This window comes from Acuticoccus sediminis, from assembly GCF_003258595.1.
In the GTDB taxonomy this organism is placed as follows: Bacteria; Pseudomonadota; Alphaproteobacteria; order Rhizobiales; family Amorphaceae; genus Acuticoccus; species Acuticoccus sediminis.
Map to the genome: position 1 here is coordinate 65,801 of NZ_QHHQ01000002.1, position 26,587 is coordinate 92,387.

Sequence of the window (26,587 nt, forward strand, 5' to 3'; positions counted from 1 at the left end):
CTGCGCGCCGCACCGCAATACACAGCACCATGAAGCCGAACCATGAAACGCGAGCATCAGATCAATTTCTGGTACGTCATCGCCGCAACTCTCGCGGTGATCTGGATCCAGCAACTGCTGTTCCAGCCGACCCACATCGAGACGATCCCCTATAGCGAGTTCCAGCAGCTCGTCGACCAGGGCAATGTCACCGACCTGGTGGTCGGCCCCGACCGGATCACCGGCGCCTACAAGACTACGGATGGTCAGAGCGCGATGCAGGAGGGCCAGCCGCAGCACTTCACGGTGGAGCGCGTCCCGCAGGATCTGGCCGAGTCCCTGGCCAGCAAGGGGATCACCTTCTCCGGCGAGCCGGGCCCCGGTCTTCTGCAAAGCGTCCTGAGCTGGCTCATGCCGATGCTCCTCTTCGTCCTGCTCTGGATGTTCCTGATCAGGCCGATGGCGATGGGGCAAGGGGGCGGCCTGATGGCCATCGGCAAGTCCAAGGCCAAGGTGTATGTCGAGAAGGACACCAAGGTGACTTTCGCCGACGTGGCCGGTGTTGACGAAGCGAAGGACGAGCTGCGGGAGATCGTCGCCTTCCTCAAGGACCCCCAGGGCTACGGCCGGCTCGGCGCGCGCATGCCGAAGGGGGTGCTGCTGGTGGGACCGCCGGGGACCGGCAAGACCCTGCTCGCGCGGGCGGTGGCGGGCGAAGCTGGCGTGCGCTTCTTCTCGATCTCCGGCTCCGAGTTCGTCGAAATGTTCGTCGGCGTCGGCGCCGCCCGCGTCCGCGACCTGTTCGAGCAGGCGCGCAAGCAGGCGCCCGCCATCATCTTCGTCGACGAGCTCGATGCGCTCGGGCGGGCCCGCGGCGCGATGATGCCGGGCGGCGGCCACGACGAGAAGGAGCAGACGCTTAACCAGCTACTCTCCGAAATGGACGGCTTCGACCCGAGCGCCGGCACCGTCCTGCTGGCGGCGACGAACCGCCCGGAAGTGCTCGATCCGGCCCTGCTGCGCGCCGGCCGCTTCGACCGCCAGGTGCTGGTCGACCGGCCCGACAAGCAAGGCCGCAGCGAAATCCTGAAAGTCCACCTGCAGAAGGTGAAGCTGGCCCCTGACCTGCCGGTCCAAGATCTGGCGGCGCTCACGCCCGGCTTCACCGGGGCCGACCTGGCGAACCTGGTCAACGAGGCGGCGCTGCTGGCGACCCGCCGCGACGCCGAGAGCATCACCTTGGACGACTTCACGCAGGCGATCGAGCGCATCGTCGCCGGTCTCGAGAAGAAGAACCGCCTCCTGAACCCGCACGAGCGCGACGTGGTCGCCCATCACGAGATGGGGCACGCCCTGGTCGCGATGGCGCTGCCGGGCGTCGATCCGGTGCAGAAGGTGTCGATCATTCCGCGCGGTGTCGCGGCCCTCGGTTACACCATCCAGCGCCCGCTCGAGGATCGCTTTCTGATGGACCGGAAGGAGCTGATGAACCGCATGGCCGTCCTCCTCGGCGGGCGGGCCGCCGAGAGTCTCGTCTTTGACGAGGTGTCGACTGGCGCGGCCGACGACCTCGTCAAAGCCACCGAGATCGCGCGGGGGATGGTGGCGCGGTTCGGGATGGACCCCAAGCTGGGGCAGGTCGCCTACGAGACGGACGCCGCGCCCTTCCTGGGCGGAGCCGGCGGCGCGAGCTGGCAGCCGCGGCGTTACGGCGAGGAAACGGCCTCGGCGATCGATACCGCCGTCCGCGAGCTGGTCGACGCGGCGTTCCAGCGCGCGGTGTCGATACTTTCGACGAACCGCGACCTGCTTGGCCGTGCGGCGGAGAGCCTGTTGAATCAGGAAACGCTTTCGTCCGGAGACCTGGAGACGATCGGCCGATCCGTCGAACGCGATGTGGGTGGCGGGACCGACACCCCGTCCGGCGTCCGCATGGCCGCAGCCACTGCTGTCCAGCACGGATGATGGAAACCTGGCCCAGGGCGAGCCCCGACCGAAGCCTGGAGAGCACGGGTAGGCTCCCGCTTGCCTGGAGCATGAAGGGGCACTCCGGGGCCTCGGAAGCGCTTTCCGAGTGACCAGAAGGACGGCAGCCGCGTCTGCGCGAGGTTCCACTGTAAGGACTTCAGAGCTTCCGCGTCTTTCCGGGAGAACGACGCCTGTTCACGACGGGTAGGTGCGAGAAACGTCTTGGTGGTGTTGATGCTCCGGTGCGCGTTCGCTCCCAGGCGAACGAGCGCGTCGTTGGCAAAGGCATGGTTCTTCAGAGAGGAGGTCACGGAATGGAGGTAACCGATCCGGTCTGTGGGAAGACAGTCGATCTCGGAGAGGCCGAGCCGATCGAGCATCGCGGCTGGGCATATTTCTTCTGCTCCGCCGCTTGCCGCGCCGCATTCCTGGCCGCGCCAGACCACTATGCCGCGTCGCGTCATGAGCGAGCTCCGCCCCATGGCGAAGCCGGGAAGTCACCTCGACCTGCGCAGTGATCGCGCGGGAAGACACAATGATGTCCGCGGAAGCGAAGAAATGTCCACTCAGCCCCAGACAGATGTTCCGGCCGCGTACCCCGAGGGAGCCGCCCGCTCTCCTTTGCCGTTCTTCTCTCGACTTCTCACCGAGGTGATCCGGACCGGTCGGTTGACAGTTATCGATGCGACCGGCCGGGTCCACCCCTTCGGCCCCGGCGACAGCGGTCCAGACGTCACGGTCAGACTTTGCGATCCGCTGCTGCCGCTGCGTATCCTTCTTCGCCCGTCGCTCGCCTTGGGCGAAGCCTACATGGACGGTACGATCTCGATCGAGAAAGGGACGCTGCGCGACCTCCTACACCTTTGCACCAGCAATCTCGAAGCCCTCGACCAGCATCCGATCGGCGCGCTGCGAGGCGAACTCGACCGCCTGCTACGCAGGCTTCAGCAGGACAATCGCCTCGCGCGGGCGCGCGCCAACATCGCGCATCACTACGATCTGTCTGGTGCGCTCTACGATCTGTTCCTCGACCGTGACCGGCAATATTCCTGCGCCTATTTCCAGACCGGCGCCGAGTCGCTCGAAGACGCGCAGGAGAAAAAGAAACACCACATCATGGCGAAGCTCCTGCTCGAGCCCGGCATGCGCGTGCTGGACGTCGGCTCGGGCTGGGGCGGGCTCGCGCTGGAGATGGCGCAGACGGCAGGGGCGGATGTCACCGGCCTCACGCTCTCGCAGGAGCAGCTCGCCGTTGCAACTGAACGTGCCGTCACCGCCGGCCTCTCCTCCCGTGTGCGTTTCGTCATGCGCGACTATCGGGAGGATCAGGGAACCTATGACCGGATCGTCTCCGTCGGCATGTTCGAGCATGTCGGGGTGGCGCACTACCGCACCTATTTCGACACGCTGCGCCAACGCCTGAACCCGGAAGGCATCGCCCTCGTGCATGCGATCGGACGGGCCGATCCGCCTGGATCCACCGATCCCTGGCTGCGCAAGTACATCTTTCCGGGCGGCTACTGCCCGGCGCTGTCGGAGGTGCTGGCGGCCGTCGAGCGCTCGGGACTCTGGGTCACCGACATCGAGATCCTGCGGCTACACTATGCCGAGACGCTGCGGCACTGGTTCGAGCGCTTCCAGGCCAACCGCGACCGCGCGAAAGCCATCTACGACGAGCGCTTCTGTCGCATGTGGGAGTTCTACCTTGCCGCCTGCGAGGCCGCGTTCCGCAACGGCCCGATGATGGTGTTCCAGCTCCAGCTCGCGCGCCGGCGCGACGCAGTGCCGCTGACACGCGACTACATCACCGACTGGGAGCGCCGGGACGTCAGGGCGGAGGACGTCGCGCCATGAGGACCGCCCAGCGAGCGTTCGCCTCATGATCGGCGGCCGGCTCCTCCGAATCGGCGCGGGCGCCGCCAGCCTGCTCGGCGCGGCGACGGTCGAGCGCCTGCGCGGCACGCCGGCCGAGGGGTCTCAATTGCCGCGCCGGCTTCGCATCACGCTCGAGCGGCTTGGCCCGACCTTCGTGAAGTTCGGGCAGACGCTCAGCTTGCGCCGCGACCTGCTGCCCGATACTTGGCTCGCCGAACTCCGCCGGCTGCAGGACCACGTCGCGCCCTTCCCTGGCGCGGAAGCGCGGCATGCGGTCGAGGTCGCGCTCGGCCGACCGGTCGAGCAGGTCTTCGGGGCGTTCGAGACGGAACCGATGGCAGCGGCCTCGATCGCCCAGGTGCACCGGGCTCGCCTGCCGGACGGGCGCGCCGTCATCGTCAAGATCCGTCGCCCCGGCATCCGGGTCCAGATCGATCGCGACATGCACGCGCTCGTCGGCATAGGCCGCCTCATCCTGGTGCTGGCACCACGCCTCCAGCGCTACCAGCCGCTCCGCATCGTCGACGAGATCTGGGCTAATCTCCGCAAGGAAGCGGACTTTCGGCAGGAGGCACGCAGCATCCGCCGATTCGGCGAAGCCTTCCGCGGATGGCCGGGGCTCAACATTCCGGACGTGATCGACGATCTCTATGCCGAGGCCGTGCTGGTGCAGGAGATGAGCGGCGGGCTGGGCATCGGCCACCCCTCTATTGACGGCCCGCGGCTCGCGCAGGTTCTGATCGACGCCTATCTCCATCAGTTCTTCGTGGTCGGCTTCTTCCACGGCGATCCCCATCCAGGCAACCTCTTCGTCATGCCGGACGGACGCCTCTGCTTCCATGATTTCGGGCTGGTCGGGTATCTCGACGGCCGCACCCGCCGCTCCCTCGCGCTCTACCTTCAGGCGTTCGTGAACAAGGACGCGGCATGGATGCTCGACGCGGCCGTCGATCTGGGCCTGCTCGGCGAGCCGATCGACCGTCCCGCCTTCATCCGCGGTATCGAGGAGATCCTATCCGACTATGCCGCGCTGCCGCTCAAGGACTGGTCGCTCGCCGAGGCCGTGCTGCGCGTCGCCCGGCTGGGCTCGGGCGAGAATTTCGTCGTTCCGCACAACCTCGTGGTGCTCATGCGGGCACTGTACCTGGTCGAGAGCGCGCTGCGAACGCTCGACCCCGAATTCAAGGTCCTGGACACATTGTTGGCGCGGGGCGGCGAAATGATGGAGGGCGTCCTGCGCGGCGATGCGGCCGCCTCGGCCTTCACCCGGCTGAAGACCGAAGCCGCTCTGACCGCGCAGGATCTGCCGGGGATGATCGCGACCTGGTTGCACCGAGCGCAGCGCGAGGGCGGCGGGCCCCTCCTGCTCATGCGGCGCGAGGGCTTGGAGAGCCTGGAGGCGCATCTCGACCGCACCGGCAACCGCCTCGCCTTGGCCATGATCGCGCTCGGCCTCTATGTCGCGGCCTCGCTGCTCATGCTGCACAGCGCCGGGCCACGCGTGTTCGGCGATTTGCCGCTGCTCGCGTTGTTCGGCTACGCGCTCGCGCTTTGGCTGTCGTTCCGGCTGGTGCGGGCGGTCGCCCGTTCGGGACGACTGTAGCGATGCACAGGAGCCGCCCAACCGCCCCGGAGCCAACGAACAGTATCGACGCTTACCCGAGGAGAAAGAGATGAATGCAAGCAGCAGGACCAGGATCGCCGTCAACGGCTATGGCGTGATCGGCAAGCGCGTGGCCGACGCGGTGGCGCGACAGGACGACATGGAGCTTGCGGGCGTGTCGGACATCAGCGCCGACTGGCGGGCGCGGATGGTGACCCAGAAGGGCTACCGCCTCTTCGGCGCCGCGAGCGAGCATGCACAGGCGATGCGCGATGCCGGGCTCGACGTCGCCGGCACGCTCGACGACCTTCTCGGCGCGTCGGATGTCGTCGTCGACTGCACGCCGAAGCGCGTGGCGGCGAAGAACGTGGAGATCTACCGCCAGAGGGGCATCAAGTTCATCGTCCAGGGCGGCGAAAAGCACGAAGTGACCGGCCACTCCTTCGTCGCCGAGGCCAGCTATGAGAGCGCGCTCGGCGGGGACAGCACGCGCGTCGTCTCCTGCAACACCACCTCGATCGTGCGCACCCTCACGGCGCTGAAGCATGCCGGGCTGCTGCGCCGCGCACGCGGGACGCTGCTGCGCCGCGCCACTGACCCGTGGGAGAGCCATCTGGGCGGCATCATGAACACGCTGGTGCCCGAGCCCGGGATCCCGAGCCACCAGGGACCCGACGCCCGGAGCGTCGATCCCGACCTCGACGTAATCACCATGGCCGTGAAGGTGCCGGAGACCTTGGCGCACCTGCACTACTGGGCGGTGCAGCTGACGCGGCCGGCCGACAAGGAGGAGGTGCTGGACGCCTTCCGCGCGTCGCCGCGCATCGCGCTCATCCGCATGGCGGACGGGCTGACGGCGATCAACGCGGTCAAGGAGCTGATGGCCGATCTCGGCCGCCCGCACGACAACCTCTACGAGGTGGCGCTGTGGGCCGACATGCTGAAGGTCGAGGGTGACGAGCTCTTCTACGGCTACATGGTCGACAACCAGGCGATCGTCATTCCCGAGACGGTGGATGCGATCCGGGCTCTGGTCGGGCAGGTGCGCGACCCTCACGAATCTATTGCCAAGACGAACGCCGCCCTGGGGATCGGCGCGGTCGTCGATGCGCTGGGAGGACGATGATGATGCAGACGAAGGACATCATGACGACGCCCGTCGTCTCGGTCGCGCCGGAGACCGGCGTGTCGGACGTGGCGCGGCTTCTCCTCGAACGGCACGTCAGCGCCGTACCGGTGATCGATAGCGCCGGCAGGCTGGTCGGGATGGTGAGCGAAGGCGACTTCCTGCGTCGCGCGGAAGACGGCAGCCATCGGCACGGCTCCTGGTGGCTGCGGCTTTTCGCGGGATCCGGCGAGAACGCGGCGGACTACGTGAAGACGCATGGCCGCTCCGCCGCCGACGTCATGACCCGCGACGTGGTCACCGTCACGGAAGACATGCCGGCCGGCGACGTCGCCCATCTCCTGGAGACCAAGCGGATCAAGCGGGTGCCGGTCCTGCGCAACGGAAAGGTCGTCGGCATCGTCAGCCGCGCCGACCTGCTGCGCGGCCTTGCGGCGCAACGCCATGCTCCGGCCGACACCGCGTCCATCGAGGACGAGACGATCCGAAAGCAGATCCTCGAGGAGATACGGACGGCCGACTGGGCACCGACCTACGGCGTAAGCGTCGTGGTCGTGGACGGCATCGTCCAGTTCTGGGGAGTCGTCGATTCGCATGAACAGGGCGAGGCGCTGCGGGTCGCTGCCGGGAACGTGCCCGGCGTGAAGGGCGTGGAGCTCAACGTTAGCAGCATTCCCGCCTACGGCATGTGGACCTAGTCAGGAACCCGTCTCCGGCCATAGGAGCCACAAGATGTCGCCGATCGACCCCTTTCTCCCGCGCAGGCGGATCGCCTATTTCTCGATGGAGATCGCGCTCCGGCCGGAGATGCACACCTATTCCGGCGGGCTCGGCATGCTCGCCGGCGACACCGCCCGCTCCTGCGCCGACCTCGAACTGCCGATGGTGTTCCTGACCCTCGCCAGCCGGGAGGGTTATCTGCGCCAGGAGATCGATGGCGACGGCCGGCAGGTCGATCACGCCGATCCGTGGGATCTGGCGGATTGGGCGATACCGCTCGACGCCATGGTGGCCGTTCGGATCGAAGGGCGTGCCGTTTGGGTACGGCCGTGGCTGTACGTGCTGACCTGCCCGATCGGACATGCGATCCCGGTCCTCCTGCTCGACACAAGGCTCGATCACAACGATCCCGCCGACCGCGCGATCACCGATCGCCTCTACGGCGGCGACGAAGCCTACCGTCTCAAGCAGGAGATCGTGCTCGGCGTCGGCGGCATGCGACTCCTGCACGCGCTCGGCTTCGACATCGAGACCTATCACCTCAACGAGGGCCACGCCGCGCTGCTCGCGGCCGGGCTATTGCGCGAGCATCCGCATCCGACCGACCGGCCGAGCGACGGCGCGCTGCGCTACGATGCGGACAGGGTGCGCGACCGCTGCGTCTTCACCACCCACACGCCCGTCGAGGCCGGCCACGACCGCTTCGACTACGAAGACGCGGGGCGGCTGCTCGGCGACTTTCTACCGCTGGACCAGATGAAGCTGCTGGCCGGACCCGACCGCCTGAACATGACCCGCCTGGCGCTCAACCTCAGCGGCTATGTGAACGGGGTGGCGCTCCGCCACGCCGAGACGGCCCGGCGCATGTTTCCTGGCTACGGGATCCGGGCCGTGACCAACGGTGTTCATGCCCCGACCTGGACGCACCCGGCCTTTGCCCGGCTGTTTCAGGAGATCGCCCCTGACTGGGGGCACGATCCGGAGGAACTGTCCGGGGCGGACCAGCTTTCGGACAACGCCGTCTGGACGGCGCATCAGGAAGCCAAAGGCGACCTGCTCGCCGAGGTCCAGCGTCTGACCGGCGTGGCGATGCGGCCGGACGTGCCGGTGATCGCCTTCGCCCGCCGAATGACCGGCTACAAGCGCCCCGACCTGCTGTTCACGGACCTGGAGCGGCTGCGGGCGATCAACCGCGGCCAGCCGTTCCAGCTCGTGACGGCCGGCAAGGCGCATCCGCGCGACGAGGGCGGCAAGGCGCTGATCGCCGCAATCTACGCCCACATGCGCAGCCTGGCGGGCGACATCCCCATGGCGTTTCTGCCGAACTACGACATGGCGCTCGCGAAGACGCTCGTCGCCGGCGCCGACGTGTGGCTCAACACGCCGCTACCACCCTACGAGGCCTCGGGCACCAGCGGGATGAAGGCGGCGCTGAACGGTGTCCTGAACCTGAGCGTCCTCGACGGCTGGTGGATCGAGGCCTGGGTCGAGGGGGTGACCGGCTGGGCGATCGGCCACGACGACCAGCGCCACGAGGACGATGCCCAGGACCTCTACGACAAGCTCGAACGAACGGTCCTGCCGCTCTATCACGCCGACCGCGGTCGCTGGATCCGGATGATGAAGGACTCGATCAGCAAGATCGGCTCTCGCTTCAACAGCCAGCGCATGATGCGCCGCTATGCGAGCGAGGCCTATCTCCGATGATGCGAGCAGCGAAGACGACAGGAGTAGAAGAAGCAGGCTACGGTGGCCGAGCCGGCCGACAGCCGACCCGCTACGCTCATTCGGCGTGCGATCGAACCGGCAGTAGACGTCCGGGTTCGGTGCATCTTCTCATGCGGCCTCATGACGAAAGCGCCAACGTCCGAGGCGTCGCCGTATCAGCTTCTCGAACTCGAGAACCGCTAGCAGGATGACGCCTGCGCCGACCACCGCCACCCCATCCGAGAGGCCCACCGGCCGCGTGTCGAACAGGGCCTGCAGGGGCGGCGCATAGGTGAAAGCGAGCTGGAGCAAGATGACCAGGCCCACGCCGATCAACACCGCCGGCGTGCCCAACACGCCGCTCCAGGTGAGCGAGGGGCCGTGCTGAAAGCGCACGCTGAACAGATAGAAGATTTCCATCACCACGATGGTGTTGACCACCAGCGTGCGTGCTTCCTCCAACGACAGACCGCGGCTTTCGGCCCAGAAGAACATCCCGAACGTGCCGATCACGAACAGAATCGACACGAAGATGATCCGCCAGATCACGAATCCCGACAGCAGCGGCTCGTCGGTCGCGCGGGGCGGTCGGTGCATGGCGCCCGGCTCGCTCGGCTCGAACGCCAGGGTGAGGCCGAGCGCCACGGCGGTCACCATGTTGATCCACAGGATCTGCACCGCCGTTATCGGCAGCGTCAGCCCGATGAGGATGGCGCCGATGATGGTCAGCGCCTCACCGCCATTGGTCGGCAGGGTCCAGGCGATGACCTTTTTCAAGTTGTCGTAGACCGTCCGGCCCTCACGCACGGCCGCGACGATGGAGGCGAAATTGTCGTCGGCCAGCACCATCTCGGCCGCCTCCTTCGCGGCTTCGGTGCCCTTGCGACCCATGGCGACGCCGATATCGGCGCGCTTCAGCGCCGGCGCGTCGTTCACCCCGTCGCCGGTCATCGCCAGCACTGCGCCGTCGGCCTGTAGCGCCTCGACCAGGCGCAGCTTGTGCTCCGGAGCGGTGCGGGCGAAGACGTCGGTGTCGCGCGCCGCGCGGCGCAGCGCCGCGTCGTCGAGCCCATCGAGCTCCGCCCCTGTGGCGACGGCGTGGGGGTTCTCGATCCCCAGCTGCCGGGCGATGGCGACGGCGGTCGCGGCATGGTCTCCGGTGATCATCTTGACCCGGATCCCGGCAGCCTGACAGTCGCGCACCGCCGCCACCGCCTCTTCGCGCGGCGGGTCGATCAGACCGAGGAGGCCCAACAGCGTCAGACCGCTTTCGGCGTCCGCGAAGGCGAGCTCGCGCGTTTCCGGCGGCATCGGCTTGGTGGCGACCGCGAGCACCCGTTGCCCGAGCGCCGCCAGCGCCTCCACCCGCTCCCGCCACGCGACTGGGTCGAGGGGCTCGTCGCCCGCGGGACCACGCTGACGGCCGGACATCGCCAGCACCTGCTCCGGCGCGCCCTTGAGGCAGAGGAAGGCCCCGACAGCGTGATCGTGGTGCAGCGTCGCCATGAAGCGGTGCTGGGCGTCGAAGGGGATCTCGTCGCTTCGCGGCAACTGTGGGCGCAGGGTCTGCGTGTCGAACCCCACCTTGTTTGCGAAGGCGACCAGGGCGCCCTCCATCGGGTCGCCGTCCACCACCCAGCCGGCGTCGCTTCGGCGCAGCGCGGCGTCGTTGCAGAGCAGCGCCGCGCGCGCCAGCTCGCCCAGCACCGGGTGCTTGGCCGGATCAATCTCCTCCTCGCCATGTTGCACAGCGCCGCTCGGGTCGTAGCCTTCGCCGCTGACGGCGAAGGTGGCGGCGGACGTCACTGCCGCCGCGACCGTCATCTCGTTGCGCGTCAGCGTGCCCGTCTTGTCGGTACAGATGATCGCGACCGAGCCCAGCGTCTCGACCGCAGGCAGGCGCCGGACAATGGCGTTCCGCGCCGCCATGCGCCGCACGCCGATGGCGAGCGCGATCGTCATCACCGCCGGCAGGCCCTCGGGAATGGCGGCCACCGCAATACCGACGACGACGAGGAAGGCGTCCTCTGCGGCGTAGCCGCGGGCGAGGACGGCGAAGGCGAAGATCGCCGCCGAGAGGCCGAGGACGACGAAAGTGAGGCGCCTTGCGAAGCCGTCCATCTGGCGCAGCAGCGGCGTTCTCAGCGTCTCGACCGCACCGACCAGCGCGCTGATGCGCCCGATCTCGGTGTCGGCACCGGTGGCGACGACCACGCCGGCGCCCCGGCCGGCGGCGACGAGCGTGCCCGAGAAGGCGACGGAGCTGCGGTCGCCGAGCGGCGCTTCGGGCCCGACCGGCGCCGGTGACTTGTCGACCGGGATCGATTCACCGGTCAGCGCCGCCTCCTCGATCCGCAGGTTGCGGGTTCGAAGGAAACGGAGGTCGGCCGGGACCCGGTCGCCGGGATCGAGCAGCACGAGGTCGCCCGGGACCAGCGTCTCCGCCTCGACGGTGAGGCGATGCCCGCCGCGCATGACCGAGGCGTGCGGCGCCAGCATGCCGCGGATGGCACTGAGCGCCCGCTCGGCGCGGCCCTCCTGCACGAAGCCGATCGCGGCGTTGAGGAGCACGACGGCCGCGATCACCGCCGCGTCGGTGCCGTGGCCGAGCGCCAGCGTGATCGCGGCGGAGGCGAGCAGCACGTAGATCAGCAGGTTGTCGAACTGCGCAAGGAAGCGGCGGAACGCGCCGCGCGGCTTGGCCACCGGAAGGCGGTTGCGGCCATGCCCGGCCAGCCGCCGGGAAGCTTCCTGCCCGTCCAGGCCGTCGTCACCGGTCGCGAGCGCCTGCAGAGCCTCCTCGACGGGGACGGCGTGCCAGGGCCTAGCGGAATTTGTGACGGCCGGTTGCTGCTGGATAAGGTCGGTCATCGCATCCCTCGGCGCCGAAGGCGGCGCGGGGCCCTGAAGCGGGCGAGTGAACGGGCTGCGCGGGCGAAGGCCGCCTATTGGGCGGTGTAACCGCCGTCGATGACCAACTCGGTGCCGGTCACAAACTTCGACTCATCGGAGGCGAGATAGAGCACGCCGAAGGCGATGTCGTCCGGTTCGCCGACATGACCGATCGGGTGCAGGGCGTTAAGGGCCTGCCGGCCCTCCTCGACGTCGCCGTTCTCGGCAAGGTAGTTCTCGACCATCGGCGTCCAGATGTAGCCAGGATGGATCGAGTTCACCCGGATGTTCAACCCCGCCTTGGCGCAATAGAGCGCCACCGACTTGGTGTACATTCGCACGCCGCCCTTAGACGCATTGTAGGCGCCGAGATTGGGGTCGCCGACCAGACCCTCGATCGAGGACAGGTTGATGATCGAGCCGCCCGGCGGGTTGTTCCGCTTCATCGCCAGGATCGCATGCTTGGTGCCGAGGAACACGCCGTCGAGATTGACGCTCATCAGCCGGCGCCAGCGCTCCAGCGTCTCCTCCTCGGGCGGCCCACCCCAGCCGACGCCGGCATTGTTGACCAGCACGTCGAGCCGTCCGAAGTGGTCGAGGGTGGCCTGGATCATTCGCTGCCACGCGCTCTCGTCGGCGACGTCGTGATGGAGATAGATTGCCTCGCCACCGGCCGCGGCGACGTCCTGCGCCACCCGCTCGCCTTCCTCCTCCTTGATGTCGGTGACGACCACCTTTGCGCCCTCCCGCGCCAGCATCCGCGCCGAGGCCTCGCCCAGCCCCAGCGCGGCTCCTGTCACGATCGCCACCTTGTCTCGCACTCTGCTCATCTTTTAGACTCCTCTCTGGTCGATTCCGGCGGGCCGAGAACCCGCCTCAGGTTTCTGAGCTACGCTTCCTTGGAGCGGCTGACAGCGACGACTGTCGTGCGCGCCTCGAGCCAGATCTCGCCCGCAGCATTCATCCGGTGTCCGGCGCCGAACGAAGCGTCGGCGGTGGTTTGCTCCTTCGACGTGTCGATCACCACCTCCCATCCTCCCCCTGGCGGCGCCGGCACGACGAACCGGCATCGGGCAGGAGAGCCGTTGAAGAGCAGGCAGAGTGCCACGTCGCTGCCCCGCACGAGACAGCCGAGCCGGTTGTCGGCCCCGTTCCAGTCGGGCTCTTGCCCTGCTGGTCCGAACCAGTTGATCTCCCCGTCCGTGTAGAAAGTTTCGGAGCGCAGGACCGGATGCGCCTTGCGCAGCGCGATCAGCCGCCGGACGAACTGCACGAGTTCGCCATTCCGCTCCGCCAGCGACCAGTCGTACCAGGAGATCGCATTGTCCTGGCAATAGGCGTTGTTGTTGCCCGCCTGCGTGCGGCGGAACTCGTCGCCGCCGAGCAGCATCGGCACGCCGCGCGAGAGCAGGAGCGTGGCGAGCAGGTTCCTGATCCGGTGCAGCCGCATCGCTTCGATGTGCGGATCGTCGGTCGGTCCTTCGGCGCCGTTGTTGTCGCTGTAGTTCTCGTCGAGGCCGTCACGGTTGTCCTCACCGTTCGCCTCGTTGTGCTTGCGCGCGTAGCTGACGAGGTCGTTGAGCGTGAAGCCGTCGTGGCTGGTGATGAAGTTGATGCTGTTGAGCGGGCTTTCGCCGCCCGGCTGATAGAGATCGCTGCTGCCAGCGAGACGGGTCGCCAACGCCCCGGTCATGCCCGGGTCGCCGCGCCAGAAGCGGCGGACATCGTCGCGAAAGTGACAGTTCCACTCGGCCCAGCGTCGGCCGGGGAAGCGGCCGACCTGGAAGGCGCCTCCGGCGTCCCAGGCTTCGGCGATCAGCTTGACGTCGCGCAGGATCGGGTCCTCGGCGATCTGTTCGAGCAGAGGCGGGTTCGCCAGCAGGTTGCCTTGCTCATCCCGCCCGAGCACCGAGGCGAGGTCGAAGCGGAAGCCGTCGACGTGGCAGTGGATCACCCAGTGCCGCAGGCAGTCGACGACCATGCTGCGCACCACCGGATGGTTGCAGTTCAGCGTGTTGCCGCAGCCGGTATAGTCCACGTATTCCCCATTGGGCGTCAGGATGTAGTAGATCGCGTCGTCGAGCCCCCGGAAGCTGTAGGTCGGACCGTTCCTTCCCCCTTCCGCCGTGTGGTTGAAGACGACGTCGAGGATGATCTCGATGCCTGCCCGGTGAAGCTCGCGGACCATGGTCTTGAAGGCGATGAGATCGCCACCCGGCGCGACATCGCCGGCATAGCCCGGCATCGGCGCGAACAGGGCGACTGGATTGTAGCCCCAGTAGTCGCGCAGCCGCTCGCCGCTCAGCGGGTTGAGCCCTTCGGCCGCCTCCGGGTCGAAGGCCTGGACCGGCATCAGTTCGAGGGCGGTGATGCCGAGTTCCCGGAAATAGGGGATCTTCTCGACGACGCCGAGATATTCCCCCGGTCGGCGGACCCCGGAGGACGGGTCGATCGTGAGCCCGCGCACATGGGTCTCGTAGAGGATGGTCTCGCTCCAGGGATGGCGGAGCGGTGCGTCGTCGGCCCAGTCGAAGCGCTGGTCGGCGATGACGCAGCGGCCACGCGAACCGCCGGACAGGTCTGTAACGGCGGCGGCGTAGGGATCGAGCAGCGTTTGATGCGGATCGATGTCGTCTCCGCCAGCCCGCGAACGAGGCCCGTCGGCCTGCAGAGCATAGAGCTTCCCGCGAAGATCTCCCGTCAAGCTGGCATGCCAGATGTCGCCGGTCCGGTGACACCGGGCATCGAGAGGGAACCGGGCGCTCGGCTGGGTCCCGGCGGCCGTCTCGTATAGAAGCAGGGTCATGGCCGTGGCGTGCCGGCTGAACACCGCGATGTTCAAGCCGTCGCGGCAATCGTGCAGCCCGAGCGGCAGCGGCTCACCGCGGTCGATCCGGACGGGGCCGCTGTCCGGCTCCGCCGGTGTGGAAGCTGCCTGTGCCGGTTCGTGTGATGGAGGCGGCGCCTGACGCCTCCCATGGACACCGACGGGCGCTCCGGCGGCCTTGTCGTCAGCCATGGGTGACCAAATTGCGCGGCTCGCCACGGACGAAGGCCTCGATGTTCTCCAGCGTGGTCTCGATGATGCGTCGCACCGCGCTTTCCGTGTTGTAGGCGTTGTGCGGCGTGACGATCACGTTCGGGAAGCGCAGCAGCACGTGGTTGGCGACGAGCGCCTTCAGGTCGTGGCCTTCGGTCCACGCCTCACGGAAGATCTGCGCCTCCTCGCGGATCAGCGGCTCCTGCGGCAGGACGTCGAGCCCGGCGGCCCGCAGCCTCCCCTCGGAAAGCGCCCGGACCAACGCCGGCACGTCGACGACATTGCCGCGCGCCGTGTTGATCAGGATCGCGCCCGGCTTCATCAGGCCGAACTCGCGGTCGGAGATCAGGCTCGCGGAGCCCGGCGTCGCCGGCACGTGGAGCGTCAGCGCGTCCGCCGCAGCCAGCACCTCGTCGAGGTCGGCATAGCAGAAGCCGAGACGGCTCGCCGCGTCAGCGTCTGGGTAGAGATCGTGAGCGATGACCGTCATGCCGAAGCCGCGGGCGATCTCGATCGCGCGCCGCCCGATCCGCCCCGTGCCGATCACGCCGAGCGTCTTCCCGCGCAACTCGAAGCCGCGCAGCCCGGCCTGCGAGAAGTTGCCGCGGCGGGTCCGCTCGACCGCCTCGACCAGGCTCCGCGCCACGGCGAGGAGCAGCGCAAAGGCATGCTCCGCCACGGTTGAATCGCCGTAGTCGGGCACATTCGCCACCGCCACACCGTGCGCGGCACACCAGCCGAGGTCGATATGGTCGTAACCGGTCGAGCGGGTCGCGATCAGCTTGAGCGAAGGGAACTGCGCCAGCACGTCGGCGCCGAGCTTCGAGTTCACGAAGGTGCTGACGATCTCGGCGTCCGCGTGAGCTGCGGCCGTGCGAGCATCGAGGGGCTCGCGCGTGCAGCTCAGCTCGTGCGCCGGCTTCAGCCGCAGGCAGGCCTGGTGCTCCCATTCCTCGGTCTCGAAGACGACAACCTTCATCGTACAGCCTCGCCCGCGCGGGGTGCCGTCGCCGCGCCGAGCCGCTCCTCCTCTTCTGCCACGCGGCGCACGGTGGCGACGAAGCTGTCGGGATTAAGCGAGATTGAATCGATCCCCTCCTCGACCAGGAAGGCGGCGAAGTCGGGATAGTTGCTCGGCGCCTGGCCGCAGATGCCGATCTTGATGCCGGCTGCGTGCGCCTTGGCGATCGCCTCCCGCACCGCGCGCTTGACCGCCTCGTTGCGCTCGTCGAACAGCGGCGCGAGCTCGCCCGAGTCACGGTCCACCCCGAGCACGAGCTGGCTCAGGTCGTTCGAGCCAATCGAGAAGCCGTCGAAGCGTTCCGCGAACTCCTCCGCCAGGAACACGTTCGACGGAATCTCGCACATCATGTAGATTTCGAGGCCGTTCTCGCCGCGCGACAGCCCGTTCTCGGCCATGACTGCCAGCACGCGGTCCGCCTCCTCGGGCGTCCGGCAGAACGGCACCATGACGATGACATTGGTCAGCCCGATCGTCTCCCGCACCTTTTTGAGTGCGCGGCATTCGAGGGCGAAGCCATCGCGGTAGCGCTCGTCGTAATAGCGCGAGGCGCCGCGCCAGCCGAGCATCGGGTTCTCCTCCTCGGGTTCGAAGGCGGCGCCGCCGAGGAGATGGGCATACTCGTTGGTCTTGAAGTCGCTGAGCCGCACGATCACCGGATGCGGATGATAGGGCGCCGCCAGCTTGGCGATGCCGAGCGCCAGCGTCTCGACGAAATAGTCCTTCGGATCGTCGTAGCCGCGCGTGAGGTCGCGGATCTCGCGCCGCGCCGCCGGATCCTCCACCCGCTCCGGATGGACCAGCGCCATCGGATGGATCTTGATCAGGTTGTTGATGATGAACTCCATCCGCGCCAGCCCGACGCCCCTGGCCGGCAGGCGCCACCAGCGGAAGGCCGCGGCGGGGCTGGCAATGTTCACCAGCATCGCCGTGCGGGTCGCTGGCAGGTCGGAGAGGTCTACCTCGGTCGCTTCGAACGGCAGGATGCCGTCATAGACCACGCCCCGGTCTCCCTCGGCGCAGGACAGCGTGATTTCCTGGCCGTCGCGCAGCAGCTCGGTGCCGTGGCCGGTGCCGACGATGGCGGGGACGCCGAGCTCGCGGCTGACGATGGCGGCGTGGCTGGTCGTGCCGCCATGGTCGGTGATGATCCCGGCCGCCCTCTTCATGATCGGAACCCAGTCCGGATCGGTCATCCCGGTGACAAGGATGGCGCCGTCGCGGAAGCGGTCGATGTCGGCGGCGCTGCGGATGGCGCAGACGGGACCGGCGGCGATCGCCTCGCCGATCGCCGAGCCGGTAAGGATCGGCATGCCCTTCTCTTTCAGCCGATAGGTCCTGAACTGGCCGGTCTGCCGGGAGGACTGCACCGTCTCCGGCCGCGCCTGGACCATGTAGAGCTCGCCCGTCTCGCCGTCCTTGGCCCATTCCATGTCCATCGGGCGGCCGTAGTGGTCCTCGATGATCGCCGCCCATCGGCCGAGCTCGAGGATCTCCGCCTCGGCGAGGACGAAGGTCTGCCGCTCCTTCTGAGTGGTCGCGACCGTCGCGGTGCGGGTGCTGCCGCCGGTCGCGTAGATCATCTTGGTCTCCTTGGCGCCCAGCGTCTTCTCAATGATCGGCGTATGGCGGCCGTCGCCGAGCAGGGGCTTGAACACCAGGTACTTGTCCGGGTCGACGGCGCCCTGGACCACGGTCTCGCCGAGACCCCAGGCGGCGCTGATCACCGCGACGCCGGGAAAACCGGTCTCGGTGTCGATCGAGAACATGACGCCCGATCCGGCAAGGTCGGAGCGGACCATCCGCTGGACGCCGATCGACAGCGCCACTTCCAGATGGTCGAAGCCCTGGGTCTCGCGGTAGCTGATGGCGCGGTCGGTGAACAGCGAGGCGTAGCAGCGCCGGCAGGCGTCGAGCAGGGCGCGCTCGCCGCGCACGTTGAGGAAGGTCTCCTGCTGACCGGCGAAGCTCGCCTGCGGCAGATCCTCGGCGGTGGCGCTGGAGCGCACGGCGACGCTGACCTCGCTCTGCTCGCCGCGTCGCGACAGCTCTCGATAGGCCTCCTTGATTGCCTCGGCGATCGGCTCCGGGAATTCGGCGTCGAGGAACAGCCTGCGGATCGCCTCGCCGGTCTCGTGCAGCGAAGCCTTGCCGCTCTTCAGCGCCTCGATGCGCGCGCGCAGCTCCGCCTCGAGGCCGTTGGCCGCGACGTATTCACGGAAGGCGGCGGCCGTGGTGGCGAAGCCGTCGGGAACCCGCACGCCCTTGTCCTTCAGCGTACGGACCATTTCGCCAAGCGACGCGTTCTTGCCGCCGACGCGCGGGACATCGCGTACGGTCAGGGTGTCGAACCAGGCTGTGCGTTGTTCGGTCATCGCTGTGCTCCTCGTGATCGGGCCGAGATCCTGCGCCGCCTCCGTGCCGCCCCACTTCGGCCTTGAGCGAACTGGGCGCTTTCGGTCCTGATCGGTGGCAGGTCGGCTTCTCTTTCAATGACGCGACTGGGCGTCGTGCCTTACAGCGGCGCCGCGACGCTCCGGGAGCCGCGAGGGCGCCCGCCGGTCACAGAAATTCATCGGCTGCTCTGAAAGGTCCGACCGGAGGGCGCCTGCTGCATCGGATACAGGGAGACGGCGCGATCAAAAACGTCAGCTCTGCATTGCCCTTGCTTCCATACGCTAAGCCGCTGAAGACGGCGCGAAGAATCCGACCTATTCAGATCAACCGGAGTCCGAGATGATCGTTGCAGTAATCATGGCGGTGTCGCTCGTCGTCGCGACATTCCTTTTTCACTACGCCGTGCTGCGCTGGCTTTCCGGAGGGATGGCGCGCATCGCGATGACCGCCGGCGTGCGTATTCTGGTCATCGTCCTGGTGGCGCTGATGACCCACTTCGTCGAGGTGGCTGTGTACGCGGGTGCCTATGCGCTCGCCAGTGGTGCGCTCGCCCTCGGCGACTTCGGCGGTCGGACCATCGCCGATCCGCTCGACTATTTCTATTTTTCGATCGTGAGCTATACCTCGCTGGGACTCGGCGACGTCTTTCCCAGCGGCCACCTTCGATTCATCACCGGTGTCGAGGCCTTGAACGGTCTCCTGTTGATCGCCTGGTCGGGCTCTTTCATCTATATCGCCATGGGGCATCTCTGGCCCTGGCAGCCTTGCACCGAGCCGGGCGGCCTCGCTGCGGATAGGAAGCCCGGCGGAAATGCGCCATGACATCCATGACACCTTTCCGGGCCACGCCGGAACCGAGACAGACGGGCACACGATGAAATCCGATTACCAGGCGAACAGCATCACCCTCACCGGCGCCGTCTCGATGGGAACCGGCGTCATGATCGGCGCCGGCATCTTCGCGCTCACCGGGCAGATCGCGGAACTGGCGGGACCCTGGTTCCCGCTCTCCTTCGTCGCCGGCGGGATCGTCACCGGGTTCAGCGCCTATACCTATGTCAAGATGTCGAATGCTTTCCCGTCAGCCGGCGGGATCGCGATGATCCTGCAGAAGGCCTATGGGCCCGGCGCGGTCGCGGCGGCGGCATCGCTGCTGATGGCGCTCTCCATGGTGATCAACGAGAGCCTCGTCGCCCGCACCTTCGGCACCTATGTCCTCAGGCCATTCAATCTGGATGCCGGTAGTATCCTTGTACCAGTGCTCGGCGTCGGGCTGATCGTCTTCGCCTACCTGGTCAACAGATCGGGCAACCGCTCCGTCGGCCTGTTCTCGGTGGTCATGGCGTTCCTGAAGATCGGCGGCATCGCGGTCTTCGGCATCGCGGCGCTCGCGGCCAGCGGGTTTGCGTTCGCGCCGGCATCCGGTTCGCCGGAAACCATCCCGATCGCGGGCTTTATGGCGTCGATCGCGCTTTCGATCCTCGCGTTCAAAGGCTTCACCACGATCACCAACAGCGGCGCCGAGATCGTCGATCCGCACCGCAATGTCGGCCGCACGATCGTCTTCTCCATCGCGATCTGCGTGGTCGTCTACCTGCTCGTCGCGTTCGCGGTCGGCTCGAGCCTCTCGCTGGACGAGATCGTCGCCGCCAAGGACTATTCGCTGGCAGAGGCGGCGGAGCCGGCGCTCGGTCCTTACGGGTTCTACTTCACCATCGCGCTCGCGGTCGTCGCCACCGCCTCGGGTCTGCTCGCCAGCGTCTTCGCGGTCTCGCGCATGCTGGCGATGCTGACCGAGATGGAGATGATTCCGCACAGCCATTTCGGCATGTCCGGTCCGATCCGCGAGCACACGTTGGTCTACACGGTGGTGATCGCGGGGCTGCTGACGGTGTTCTTCGACCTCAGCCGCATCGCCTCGCTCGGCGCCTTCTTCTATCTGGTGATGGACATCCTGATCCACTGGGGCGTGTTCCGCCGGCTGCGCCAGGAGATCGGCGCGAGTGGCTGGGTGCTGGTCACGGCCATCGCCCTCGACACGCTGGTGCTCGGCGTCTTCGGCGCCACGAAACTGCAATCCGACCCGCTCATCGTGGTCATCGCTGTCGTGGCCATCACCGCGGTCTTCGCGTATGAGCGAATCTTCCTATCACGCTGGACTGCCGGGAAGCCGCACGCCGATCACTGAAGCGTGAAACTCCGCACGTTCGGCTAATTTGTGGCGTGGGAACACCGGACCGGGCCGGCATCGATCAGATTCGCTGCCGCCTCGACGGGAAGGAAACTTACCCGACGGCGGACGTCATCGGCAGAATGCAGCCGTTCAGCCTAAGGAACGGCCCGCGCGACCGGGACGGCCGAGAAGGGCGGCCCCTCCCACCGTAGTGAAGGGGCAGGAAGCGCGACGGCGATCCTGCGCTATTCGAATCGCGACATCCTGGAGGCGATCCCGAACTGGAGCGCGAGATCGCTCCTGCCTGATAGGTGGTGGTCGCCGCCTGCCCCAGAGCGGCGTCGCCTCACCGCTTCCCAACGACACCAGCCCAGTACTGATCCAGATTGCTGCGCCAGTTGTCGCCCGACGTCTGATCGAAGCTCCCCCGTTCGACCTTCGGCGCTGCTGCGAACGCTTCAGGGGACGCATCGAGCACATAGATCTCATGGTCTGTCGTGGCGCGAAGATCGGACCAGCGAACGGCGACAAGCTCTCCACCCAAACCGAGGAAGCCGCCACGCGAGGCCAGGACGTAGGCGATCGTCTGCCGAGCCGGATCCAAGACGACGTCTTCGATCTCCCCCAGCTCCTGGTCCTGGGGCGTGCGGATGTCGGCGCCGATGACGATATCCGCGCGCATCAGGCTGTCCATCTCCGTGACGGGGGTCGCCTGCGCCAGGTGCGCGCGACGCCAAGTCCTCCGCGCATCCGGGTCGTCGCTCTCGGGGCCGACCAGCTTCTGGTGCTCCTGATAGACCTGGCGCATTGACGCGAGCACTGTCTGGCAGGATTGCTCGTCGCCGTCGAAGGCATAGACATAGGCGGCGTCGCGGAGCGACTGCATCTTCTGCCGCGGCGTTCCGGACATGCCATAGCCCATACCGTAGCTGCCGTACCCTGTGCCGTATCCGGTTGGCGCCAAGACGCCGAACCCGACACCTGCAAGCTCATCCTCGAACGCCCGCAGGTCTGCCAGACATTGCTGCGCCACCTGCCCCTGTTGAGAGGCTCCATCCGGCAGGCTCTCCACATCGGCCGCACGGACCGCCAGCGGAGCGCCGGCGGCGGCGACGAAGGCTAAAGCGACAAGTCGAGACGTATGCATGGTGTCTTTCCTCCATTCAAATCGGCGAGGCGAGGATCGCCGATGCTCCTCTGATGACTTCGTCGTGGATCCGCCGGGACGTTTCCCCTCGGATATCCACCCGAAGAGCCGGAGTGATGCCGGGCGACGGCCTCCGACGGTTTCCGGCACGGAAAGCCTGCCGAGCCCGTTGCCGCATGCACTTCAGCGCATGCCGGTTTCTCCGGACAGGCCAGATTGCCTTCACCGTCTCTAACTGACGTCGCCGAGGTCGACGCATTACAGCTGGGGCTTGCGTCCTTCCCACCCACGCACGCATTGCCGACGCGGTTCCTTGGTTCCGGCGGGTCGACGCGCGGCTCCGGGGCGGTGGGAGGACCCGCCGTAAGAAGGTGCTTCGAGCCGCGTCTTTATCCGTGAGGTCGGCCGCCACCATGGCACCGACAGGAGGAAGGGCAATGGCCGAGACTGTCGCTTCCAGCCGCTATTACGACGGGTCGGCGGACGGCGCCGGCACCCGCCGCGATTTCCTGTACCTGGCCACGGGCGCCGTGGCCGCGGTCGGAAGCGCCGCTGCCCTGTGGCCGTTCATCGACAGCATGAATCCCGCTGCCGACGTCCTCGCCGTGTCCTCCGTCGAGGTCGACCTGGCACCGATCGAACCCGGCCAGCGCGTGACCGTAAAATGGCGCGGCAAGCCGGTGTTCATCGATCACCGACCACCGGAGCGAATCGCCGAGGCCCGCGCAGTCGATCTGAATGAGTTGATCGACCCCCAGACCGACGGCGACCGCGTGGTGCGGGAGGAGTGGCTGATCGTCGTCGGGATCTGCACGCATCTCGGATGCGTTCCGCTCGGCCAGCGGCACGGCGACCCGGTCGGAAACTGGGATGGCTGGTTCTGCCCCTGTCACGGCTCCCATTACGATACCGCGGGGCGCGTCCGTCGCGGCCCGGCCCCGCTCAATCTGGAAGTCCCGCCCTATGAGTTCGTCACCGATACCGCCGTCCGGATCGGTTAGCGCGGCGGACTGGAAGCCCGCCCAATTCGAACGGACACACGCGGCCGACTGTAACGATCGCCGTATCGCACCGTCTATACGGGCTGCAGGGTCAAAAGTGAGTACGGCGTCGCCACCCGTTCTCGATCCTCCGAGGAAGCCGAGAATGTCGGATGTAGTTTCATGAGCGAGCTTCTCTATTTTCTGATCTGGGCGGCGGTCATCTTCGTGATGCTGCGCTTCGGTTGCGGTGCCCATGTCATGGGACACGGCCACGGCAAGGCCGAGCGGGACGGTGGAGACCCGCAGCGCCGGGAAGCCGGGACCTTGCGGTGGATTCCTCCAGCCGAGGACGTGGATCCCGTCTGCGGCAAGACCGTCAGCACCGCTGCGGCGAAGCCGAGCGTCCATGCGGGCAGCGTCTACTACTTCTGCTCACGCGACTGCCGGGAGATATTCGAAGCCGCACCCGAGCAGTACGTCGGGCCGGCGGCTCAAGGGCCGCAACTGCGGCTGGAGAATAGCCATGGCTGATGCAAAAACTTCTCCGAGCATCGCGCTGCGCTCGGGTACGCCCCTGCCAGTCCAGGCCACGCCCCGGATCCCGGTGATCGCGCTCGGCATGAGCCTGGGTCTGTTCCTCGCGGTCACTTTCGTCCTCTGCGTCGGGTTCGACCTCCTGTTCCCCGGGAAGGCGATGTATGAGAGTTGGCTGCGGCTGCTGCCGGGCTTCACCTGGCTCAGCTGGCCGAGCTTCCTTCTCGGGCTGGCCGAGAGTTTCGCCTACGGCTGGTACGTGGCCCTGGTCTTCGGCCCACTCTACAACTTCTTCGCCGCGCGCAGCGGCCGAAGAGAGCGGGCATGACCTCGCCAGCGAAAGCGCCTCTCTCCATGGCTGCGTGAACAGCGGGCTCAGCCGGCTTCGACGGTCACCGTCAGCCTCATCATGATCGGCGAAACGGCCCCGCGGCCGCCGCCGCGGCTGCATGAGGCTGACGCTTCAGACTCGAGAGAGCGCAGCACTGTAATGCGTCCAAGTCCGGCGCGTCTGAGCAGATGAACTCGTTTCCAAGATCGGAACGTGCCCGTCACGGTCGCGCGATGGAGGGTTTGAGGATGAAACGACTCAAAGCGGTTGGGCCGGCAGCGGCGGCAGCCTGGGCGCCGCTGCCGGCGCTGGCACAGGCCGCGGCCGATCGGCCGACCTATTGGCATTCCGGCTGGGACTGGGGATGGGGACACATGTTTTTCGGCTCCCTCATGATGATCCTTTTCTGGGGCGGGTTGATTCTGGTGATCCTGCTCGCGGTCCGGTGGCTGGGTGGCGGGACGTCCCACGGCGCCGGATCGCCTTCAGTCAGGCGGCCGCTCGATATCCTTCAAGAGCGTTTCGCCCGCGGCGAGATCGATCAGGAGGAGTTCGAGAAGCGCAGGCGCCTGTTGTCTGATTGAGAGTGCCGCTTCGCCGTGAAACGAAAGCCGACCAAGCGCTATTTCAGCTCCCCGCAGCCGCTGCACTTCAAAGTCAACACAGCCGATAAACCGGGACGAGGCGATGAATAAGCCCCAGTATCATGATCACAGCCACCATCACCGCGATGTGCCCGACCTTGTCGCAAGTGGAACCGCAAAAGATCCGGTTTGCGGAATGACGGTTAAGTTGAACGCAGGCAAGCCGACCCGGCAGTATGAGGGCGAGACCTACCATTTCTGCTCGCAGAGGTGCCACGACAAGTTCGCGGCCGATCCGGCGAGATACCTGGAGCCGGCGAGCGCGCCGGTCGAAAGCGTCCCGCCGGGCACGAAGTACACCTGCCCGATGCATCCTGAGATCGTGCGCGACGGGCCGGGCGACTGCCCGATCTGCGGGATGGCGCTGGAGCCGATGGGGATCCCCGCCGCCGACGAGGGACCAAACCCCGAGCTCGTCGATTTCACGCGGCGGTTCTGGGTCGGCGCCGTGCTCACCTTGCCTCTTCTGGTGCTGACGATGGGTCCCTTCGTTGGGCTCGGCGTCGTCCGCGACGTCCTCGGCGAGCGCACGACGCTCTGGATCGAGCTCATCCTGGGCACACCGGTCATCCTGTGGGCCGGCTGGCCGTTCTTCGTGCGCGGCGTCAAGTCCGTGATCAACCGCAGCCTCAACATGTTCACGCTGATCGGCATGGGCGTCGGCGCGGCCTATCTCTTCAGTGTGGTCGCCGTGCTCGCGCCAGGCATCTTTCCCGCCGGCTTTCGCGACGCCGAAGGCCATGTCGGCGTCTATTTCGAGGCCGGCGCGGTGATCGTTGTCCTGGTCCTGCTCGGCCAGGTGATGGAGCTGCGCGCGCGCGAGCGCACCGGCTCGGCGATCCGGGCACTGCTGGACCTCGCCGCGAAGACCGCCCGCGTGATCCGGGAGGACGGGCGGGAGGAAGAGATCCCGCTCGAGGAGGTCGAGGTCGGCGACCGGCTGCGCGTGCGCCCGGGCGACAAGGTCCCGGTCGACGGCGTCGTCATAGAGGGTCGCTCCTCGGTTGACGAATCGATGATCTCCGGCGAGCCGGTGCCGGTCGAGAAGGTCGAGGGCGAGAAGGTGACCGGCGCCACGATCAACGGCACCGGTAGCCTGGTCATCGAGGCCGAACGCGTCGGCGCCGACACCATGCTCAGCCAGATCGTCGAGATGGTGGCGAATGCGCAACGCTCGCGCGCGCCGATCCAGAAGCTCGCCGACTCAGTGGCCGGCATGTTCGTGCCGGCCGTGATCGCGATCGCGATCGTCGCCTTCGTCGTCTGGGCGACCTGGGGGCCGGCGCCGGCGCTCGCCTACGCGCTGGTATCGGCGGTGGCAGTCCTGATCATCGCCTGCCCCTGCGCGCTGGGCCTGGCCACGCCGATGTCGATCATGACGGCGACCGGCCGGGGCGCGCAGGCCGGCGTGCTGATCAAGAACGCCGAGGCGCTGGAGCGCTTCGCCAAGGTCGATACGCTGATCGTCGACAAGACCGGCACCCTGACGGTTGGCAAGCCGAAGCTCGTCGCCGTCCTTCCGGAAAGCGGGTATGACGAGGATGAGGTGCTGCGCCTGGCGGCAAGCCTGGAACGGGGCTCGGAGCACCCGCTCGCCGAGGCGATCGTCACGGGAGCCGAGGAGCGCGGGATCTCCCTGGCCAAGGCCGAGGAATTCGAGGCGGTCACTGGCAAGGGGGTGAAGGGCGTCGTCAACGGCAAGCCGGTGGCGCTCGGCAACGCGAAGCTGCTCGCCGACCTCGGCGTCGACGGCGGCGAGCTCTCGGAGTCCGCGAATGCCCGGCGCGACGAGGGCGAGACGGTGATGTTCGTCATCGTCGGCTCGGAAATCGCCGGCCTCGTGTCGGTCGCCGATCCGGTCAAGGAGACGACCCCGGCTGCGCTGAAGGCGCTGCATGAACAAGGCTTCCGCATCGTCATGGCGACCGGCGACAACGCGCGCACAGCCAAGGCGGTGGCGGTGCGCCTCGGCATCGACGAGATCCGCGCCGACGTGCTGCCCGAAGACAAGGCACGCATAATCGAGGAGATGCAGGCCGAGGGCCGCAAGGTCGCCATGGCGGGCGACGGCGTAAACGACGCGCCCGCGCTCGCGCAGGCCGATGTCGGGATCGCCATGGGCACCGGCGCCGACGTGGCGATCGAGAGCGCCGGATTCACTTTGGTGAAGGGCGACCTAAACGGCATCGTCCGGGCGCGGCGGCTTGCGCGCGCGACCATGCGCAACATCAAGCAGAACCTGTTCTTTGCCCTGGTCTACAACGCCGCTGGCGTGCCGGTGGCGGCGGGCGTGCTGTTCCCGTTCTTCGGCATCCTGATCTCGCCGATCTTTGCGGCCGCGGCGATGAGCCTGTCGTCCGTGTCCGTTGTCGGCAACGCGCTGCGCCTGCGTTCGGTCAAGATCTAGGGAAGGTCACCGATTCTCTCTCGAAATGGAGAACCTAAAG

The 26,587-nt window shown here is 67.3% G+C and carries 20 protein-coding genes; 14 read left to right on the forward strand and 6 right to left on the reverse strand.

From position 1 onward, the window contains the following. Nucleotides 1-42 precede the first annotated feature (42 nt). The 7 genes from ftsH (at nucleotide 43) to glgP (ending at nucleotide 8,978) form a co-directional block, all read left to right on the forward strand. A complete protein-coding gene (gene ftsH / locus DLJ53_RS08595) occupies nucleotides 43-1,944 on the forward strand; it encodes an ATP-dependent zinc metalloprotease FtsH (RefSeq protein ID WP_111344335.1) in 1,902 nt (633 codons plus the stop codon). Between the two features lie 317 nt (nucleotides 1,945-2,261). Then, nucleotides 2,262-2,465 carry a YHS domain-containing protein gene (locus DLJ53_RS36650; protein WP_111344337.1) on the forward strand — a complete coding sequence of 68 codons (204 nt, stop codon included), beginning with the start codon at nucleotides 2,262-2,264 and terminating at the stop codon, nucleotides 2,463-2,465. Then, nucleotides 2,428-3,801, forward strand: a complete 1,374-nt coding sequence (locus DLJ53_RS08605; protein ID WP_244935045.1) for an SAM-dependent methyltransferase — start codon at nucleotides 2,428-2,430, stop codon at nucleotides 3,799-3,801. The genes DLJ53_RS36650 and DLJ53_RS08605 overlap by 38 nt, the downstream gene beginning before the upstream one ends. 25 nt (nucleotides 3,802-3,826) lie before the next feature. Beyond that, nucleotides 3,827-5,425: an ABC1 kinase family protein gene (locus tag DLJ53_RS08610; protein WP_111344341.1), complete on the forward strand. Its 1,599-nt coding sequence runs from the start codon at nucleotides 3,827-3,829 to the stop codon at nucleotides 5,423-5,425. Nucleotides 5,426-5,495: 70 nt separating this feature from the next. Next, on the forward strand, nucleotides 5,496-6,551 hold the full coding sequence (locus DLJ53_RS08615) for a type II glyceraldehyde-3-phosphate dehydrogenase (protein WP_111344343.1): 1,056 nt from the start codon (nucleotides 5,496-5,498) through the stop codon (nucleotides 6,549-6,551). After that, a complete protein-coding gene (locus DLJ53_RS08620; RefSeq protein ID WP_202913074.1) occupies nucleotides 6,551-7,249 on the forward strand; it encodes a CBS domain-containing protein in 699 nt (232 codons plus the stop codon). Before DLJ53_RS08615 ends, DLJ53_RS08620 begins: the two co-directional genes overlap by 1 nt. A gap of 34 nt (nucleotides 7,250-7,283) precedes the next feature. Then, the gene (gene glgP / locus DLJ53_RS08625) at nucleotides 7,284-8,978 is read left to right on the forward strand and encodes an alpha-glucan family phosphorylase (protein WP_111344345.1); all 1,695 of its coding nucleotides are present in this window, start codon (nucleotides 7,284-7,286) and stop codon (nucleotides 8,976-8,978) included. Between the two features lie 129 nt (nucleotides 8,979-9,107). Here glgP and DLJ53_RS08630 read toward each other — a convergent pair whose 3' ends face one another. The 5 genes from DLJ53_RS08630 to ppsA all read right to left on the reverse strand — a co-directional run bounded on the left by DLJ53_RS08630 (nucleotide 9,108) and on the right by ppsA (nucleotide 18,306). Beyond that, nucleotides 9,108-11,849: a cation-transporting P-type ATPase gene (locus tag DLJ53_RS08630; protein WP_111344346.1), complete on the reverse strand. Its 2,742-nt coding sequence runs from the start codon at nucleotides 11,847-11,849 to the stop codon at nucleotides 9,108-9,110. A 74-nt stretch (nucleotides 11,850-11,923) separates the two neighbouring features. Then, complete coding sequence (locus tag DLJ53_RS08635) at nucleotides 11,924-12,700, reverse strand: glucose 1-dehydrogenase (protein WP_111344348.1); 777 nt, start codon at nucleotides 12,698-12,700, stop codon at nucleotides 11,924-11,926. A gap of 59 nt (nucleotides 12,701-12,759) precedes the next feature. Then, a complete protein-coding gene (glgX, locus tag DLJ53_RS08640) occupies nucleotides 12,760-14,916 on the reverse strand; it encodes a glycogen debranching protein GlgX (protein WP_211100566.1) in 2,157 nt (718 codons plus the stop codon). After that, nucleotides 14,882-15,889, reverse strand: a complete 1,008-nt coding sequence (locus DLJ53_RS08645) for a hydroxyacid dehydrogenase (RefSeq protein ID WP_111344352.1) — start codon at nucleotides 15,887-15,889, stop codon at nucleotides 14,882-14,884. The genes glgX and DLJ53_RS08645 overlap by 35 nt, the downstream gene beginning before the upstream one ends. Further along, the gene (ppsA, locus tag DLJ53_RS08650) at nucleotides 15,886-18,306 is read right to left on the reverse strand and encodes a phosphoenolpyruvate synthase (RefSeq protein ID WP_111344354.1); all 2,421 of its coding nucleotides are present in this window, start codon (nucleotides 18,304-18,306) and stop codon (nucleotides 15,886-15,888) included. The genes DLJ53_RS08645 and ppsA overlap by 4 nt, the downstream gene beginning before the upstream one ends. Before the next feature lie 361 nt (nucleotides 18,307-18,667). On the opposite strand from ppsA, the gene DLJ53_RS08655 reads away from it, so the two are divergent. After that, nucleotides 18,668-19,150, forward strand: a complete 483-nt coding sequence (locus DLJ53_RS08655) for an ion channel (RefSeq protein ID WP_111344356.1) — start codon at nucleotides 18,668-18,670, stop codon at nucleotides 19,148-19,150. 52 nt (nucleotides 19,151-19,202) lie between these two features. Further along, entirely contained in the window at nucleotides 19,203-20,516 is a 1,314-nt protein-coding gene (locus DLJ53_RS08660) for an APC family permease (RefSeq protein WP_111346157.1), read from the forward strand. Between the two features lie 331 nt (nucleotides 20,517-20,847). On the opposite strand, the gene DLJ53_RS08665 is transcribed toward DLJ53_RS08660, so the two are convergent. After that, nucleotides 20,848-21,648, reverse strand: coding sequence for a PRC-barrel domain-containing protein (locus DLJ53_RS08665; RefSeq protein WP_111344358.1), 801 nt, complete (start codon nucleotides 21,646-21,648; stop codon nucleotides 20,848-20,850). Nucleotides 21,649-22,085: 437 nt separating this feature from the next. Between DLJ53_RS08665 and petA the strand changes: the two genes are divergently transcribed. From petA to DLJ53_RS08690, 5 genes are all read left to right on the forward strand, one after another. After that, a complete protein-coding gene (gene petA / locus DLJ53_RS08670) occupies nucleotides 22,086-22,649 on the forward strand; it encodes a ubiquinol-cytochrome c reductase iron-sulfur subunit (RefSeq protein WP_111344360.1) in 564 nt (187 codons plus the stop codon). A 162-nt stretch (nucleotides 22,650-22,811) separates the two neighbouring features. Next, nucleotides 22,812-23,162 (forward strand): YHS domain-containing protein, encoded by a 351-nt coding sequence (locus DLJ53_RS08675; RefSeq protein ID WP_111344362.1) that lies wholly within the window; start codon nucleotides 22,812-22,814, stop codon nucleotides 23,160-23,162. Further along, the gene (locus tag DLJ53_RS08680) at nucleotides 23,155-23,493 is read left to right on the forward strand and encodes a DUF5676 family membrane protein (RefSeq protein ID WP_202913075.1); all 339 of its coding nucleotides are present in this window, start codon (nucleotides 23,155-23,157) and stop codon (nucleotides 23,491-23,493) included. Before DLJ53_RS08675 ends, DLJ53_RS08680 begins: the two co-directional genes overlap by 8 nt. Nucleotides 23,494-23,744: 251 nt before the next feature. Next, on the forward strand, nucleotides 23,745-24,080 hold the full coding sequence (locus DLJ53_RS08685) for an SHOCT domain-containing protein (protein ID WP_162409019.1): 336 nt from the start codon (nucleotides 23,745-23,747) through the stop codon (nucleotides 24,078-24,080). 103 nt (nucleotides 24,081-24,183) lie between these two features. Continuing rightward, entirely contained in the window at nucleotides 24,184-26,547 is a 2,364-nt protein-coding gene (locus DLJ53_RS08690; protein WP_111344366.1) for a heavy metal translocating P-type ATPase, read from the forward strand. Nucleotides 26,548-26,587: the final 40 nt, after the last annotated feature.

Bases quoted from the DNA above. Each gene is read 5' to 3' on its own strand.
- DLJ53_RS08620 (WP_202913074.1), top strand. From the start codon at position 6,551: ATGATGCAGACGAAGGACATCATGACGACGCCCGTCGTCTCGGTCGCG.
- DLJ53_RS36650 (WP_111344337.1), top strand. From the start codon at position 2,262: ATGGAGGTAACCGATCCGGTCTGTGGGAAGACAGTCGATCTCGGAGAG.
- glgP (WP_111344345.1), top strand. From the start codon at position 7,284: ATGTCGCCGATCGACCCCTTTCTCCCGCGCAGGCGGATCGCCTATTTC.
- DLJ53_RS08645 (WP_111344352.1), bottom strand. From the start codon at position 15,889: ATGAAGGTTGTCGTCTTCGAGACCGAGGAATGGGAGCACCAGGCCTGC.
- DLJ53_RS08635 (WP_111344348.1), bottom strand. From the start codon at position 12,700: ATGAGCAGAGTGCGAGACAAGGTGGCGATCGTGACAGGAGCCGCGCTG.
- DLJ53_RS08680 (WP_202913075.1), top strand. From the start codon at position 23,155: ATGGCTGATGCAAAAACTTCTCCGAGCATCGCGCTGCGCTCGGGTACG.
- DLJ53_RS08685 (WP_162409019.1), top strand. From the start codon at position 23,745: ATGAAACGACTCAAAGCGGTTGGGCCGGCAGCGGCGGCAGCCTGGGCG.
- DLJ53_RS08665 (WP_111344358.1), bottom strand. From the start codon at position 21,648: ATGCATACGTCTCGACTTGTCGCTTTAGCCTTCGTCGCCGCCGCCGGC.
- DLJ53_RS08675 (WP_111344362.1), top strand. From the start codon at position 22,812: ATGAGCGAGCTTCTCTATTTTCTGATCTGGGCGGCGGTCATCTTCGTG.
- DLJ53_RS08615 (WP_111344343.1), top strand. From the start codon at position 5,496: ATGAATGCAAGCAGCAGGACCAGGATCGCCGTCAACGGCTATGGCGTG.
- DLJ53_RS08605 (WP_244935045.1), top strand. From the start codon at position 2,428: ATGGCGAAGCCGGGAAGTCACCTCGACCTGCGCAGTGATCGCGCGGGA.
- petA (WP_111344360.1), top strand. From the start codon at position 22,086: ATGGCCGAGACTGTCGCTTCCAGCCGCTATTACGACGGGTCGGCGGAC.
- DLJ53_RS08610 (WP_111344341.1), top strand. From the start codon at position 3,827: ATGATCGGCGGCCGGCTCCTCCGAATCGGCGCGGGCGCCGCCAGCCTG.
- DLJ53_RS08660 (WP_111346157.1), top strand. From the start codon at position 19,203: ATGAAATCCGATTACCAGGCGAACAGCATCACCCTCACCGGCGCCGTC.
- ftsH (WP_111344335.1), top strand. From the start codon at position 43: ATGAAACGCGAGCATCAGATCAATTTCTGGTACGTCATCGCCGCAACT.
- DLJ53_RS08630 (WP_111344346.1), bottom strand. From the start codon at position 11,849: ATGACCGACCTTATCCAGCAGCAACCGGCCGTCACAAATTCCGCTAGG.
- DLJ53_RS08655 (WP_111344356.1), top strand. From the start codon at position 18,668: ATGATCGTTGCAGTAATCATGGCGGTGTCGCTCGTCGTCGCGACATTC.
- ppsA (WP_111344354.1), bottom strand. From the start codon at position 18,306: ATGACCGAACAACGCACAGCCTGGTTCGACACCCTGACCGTACGCGAT.
- DLJ53_RS08690 (WP_111344366.1), top strand. From the start codon at position 24,184: ATGAATAAGCCCCAGTATCATGATCACAGCCACCATCACCGCGATGTG.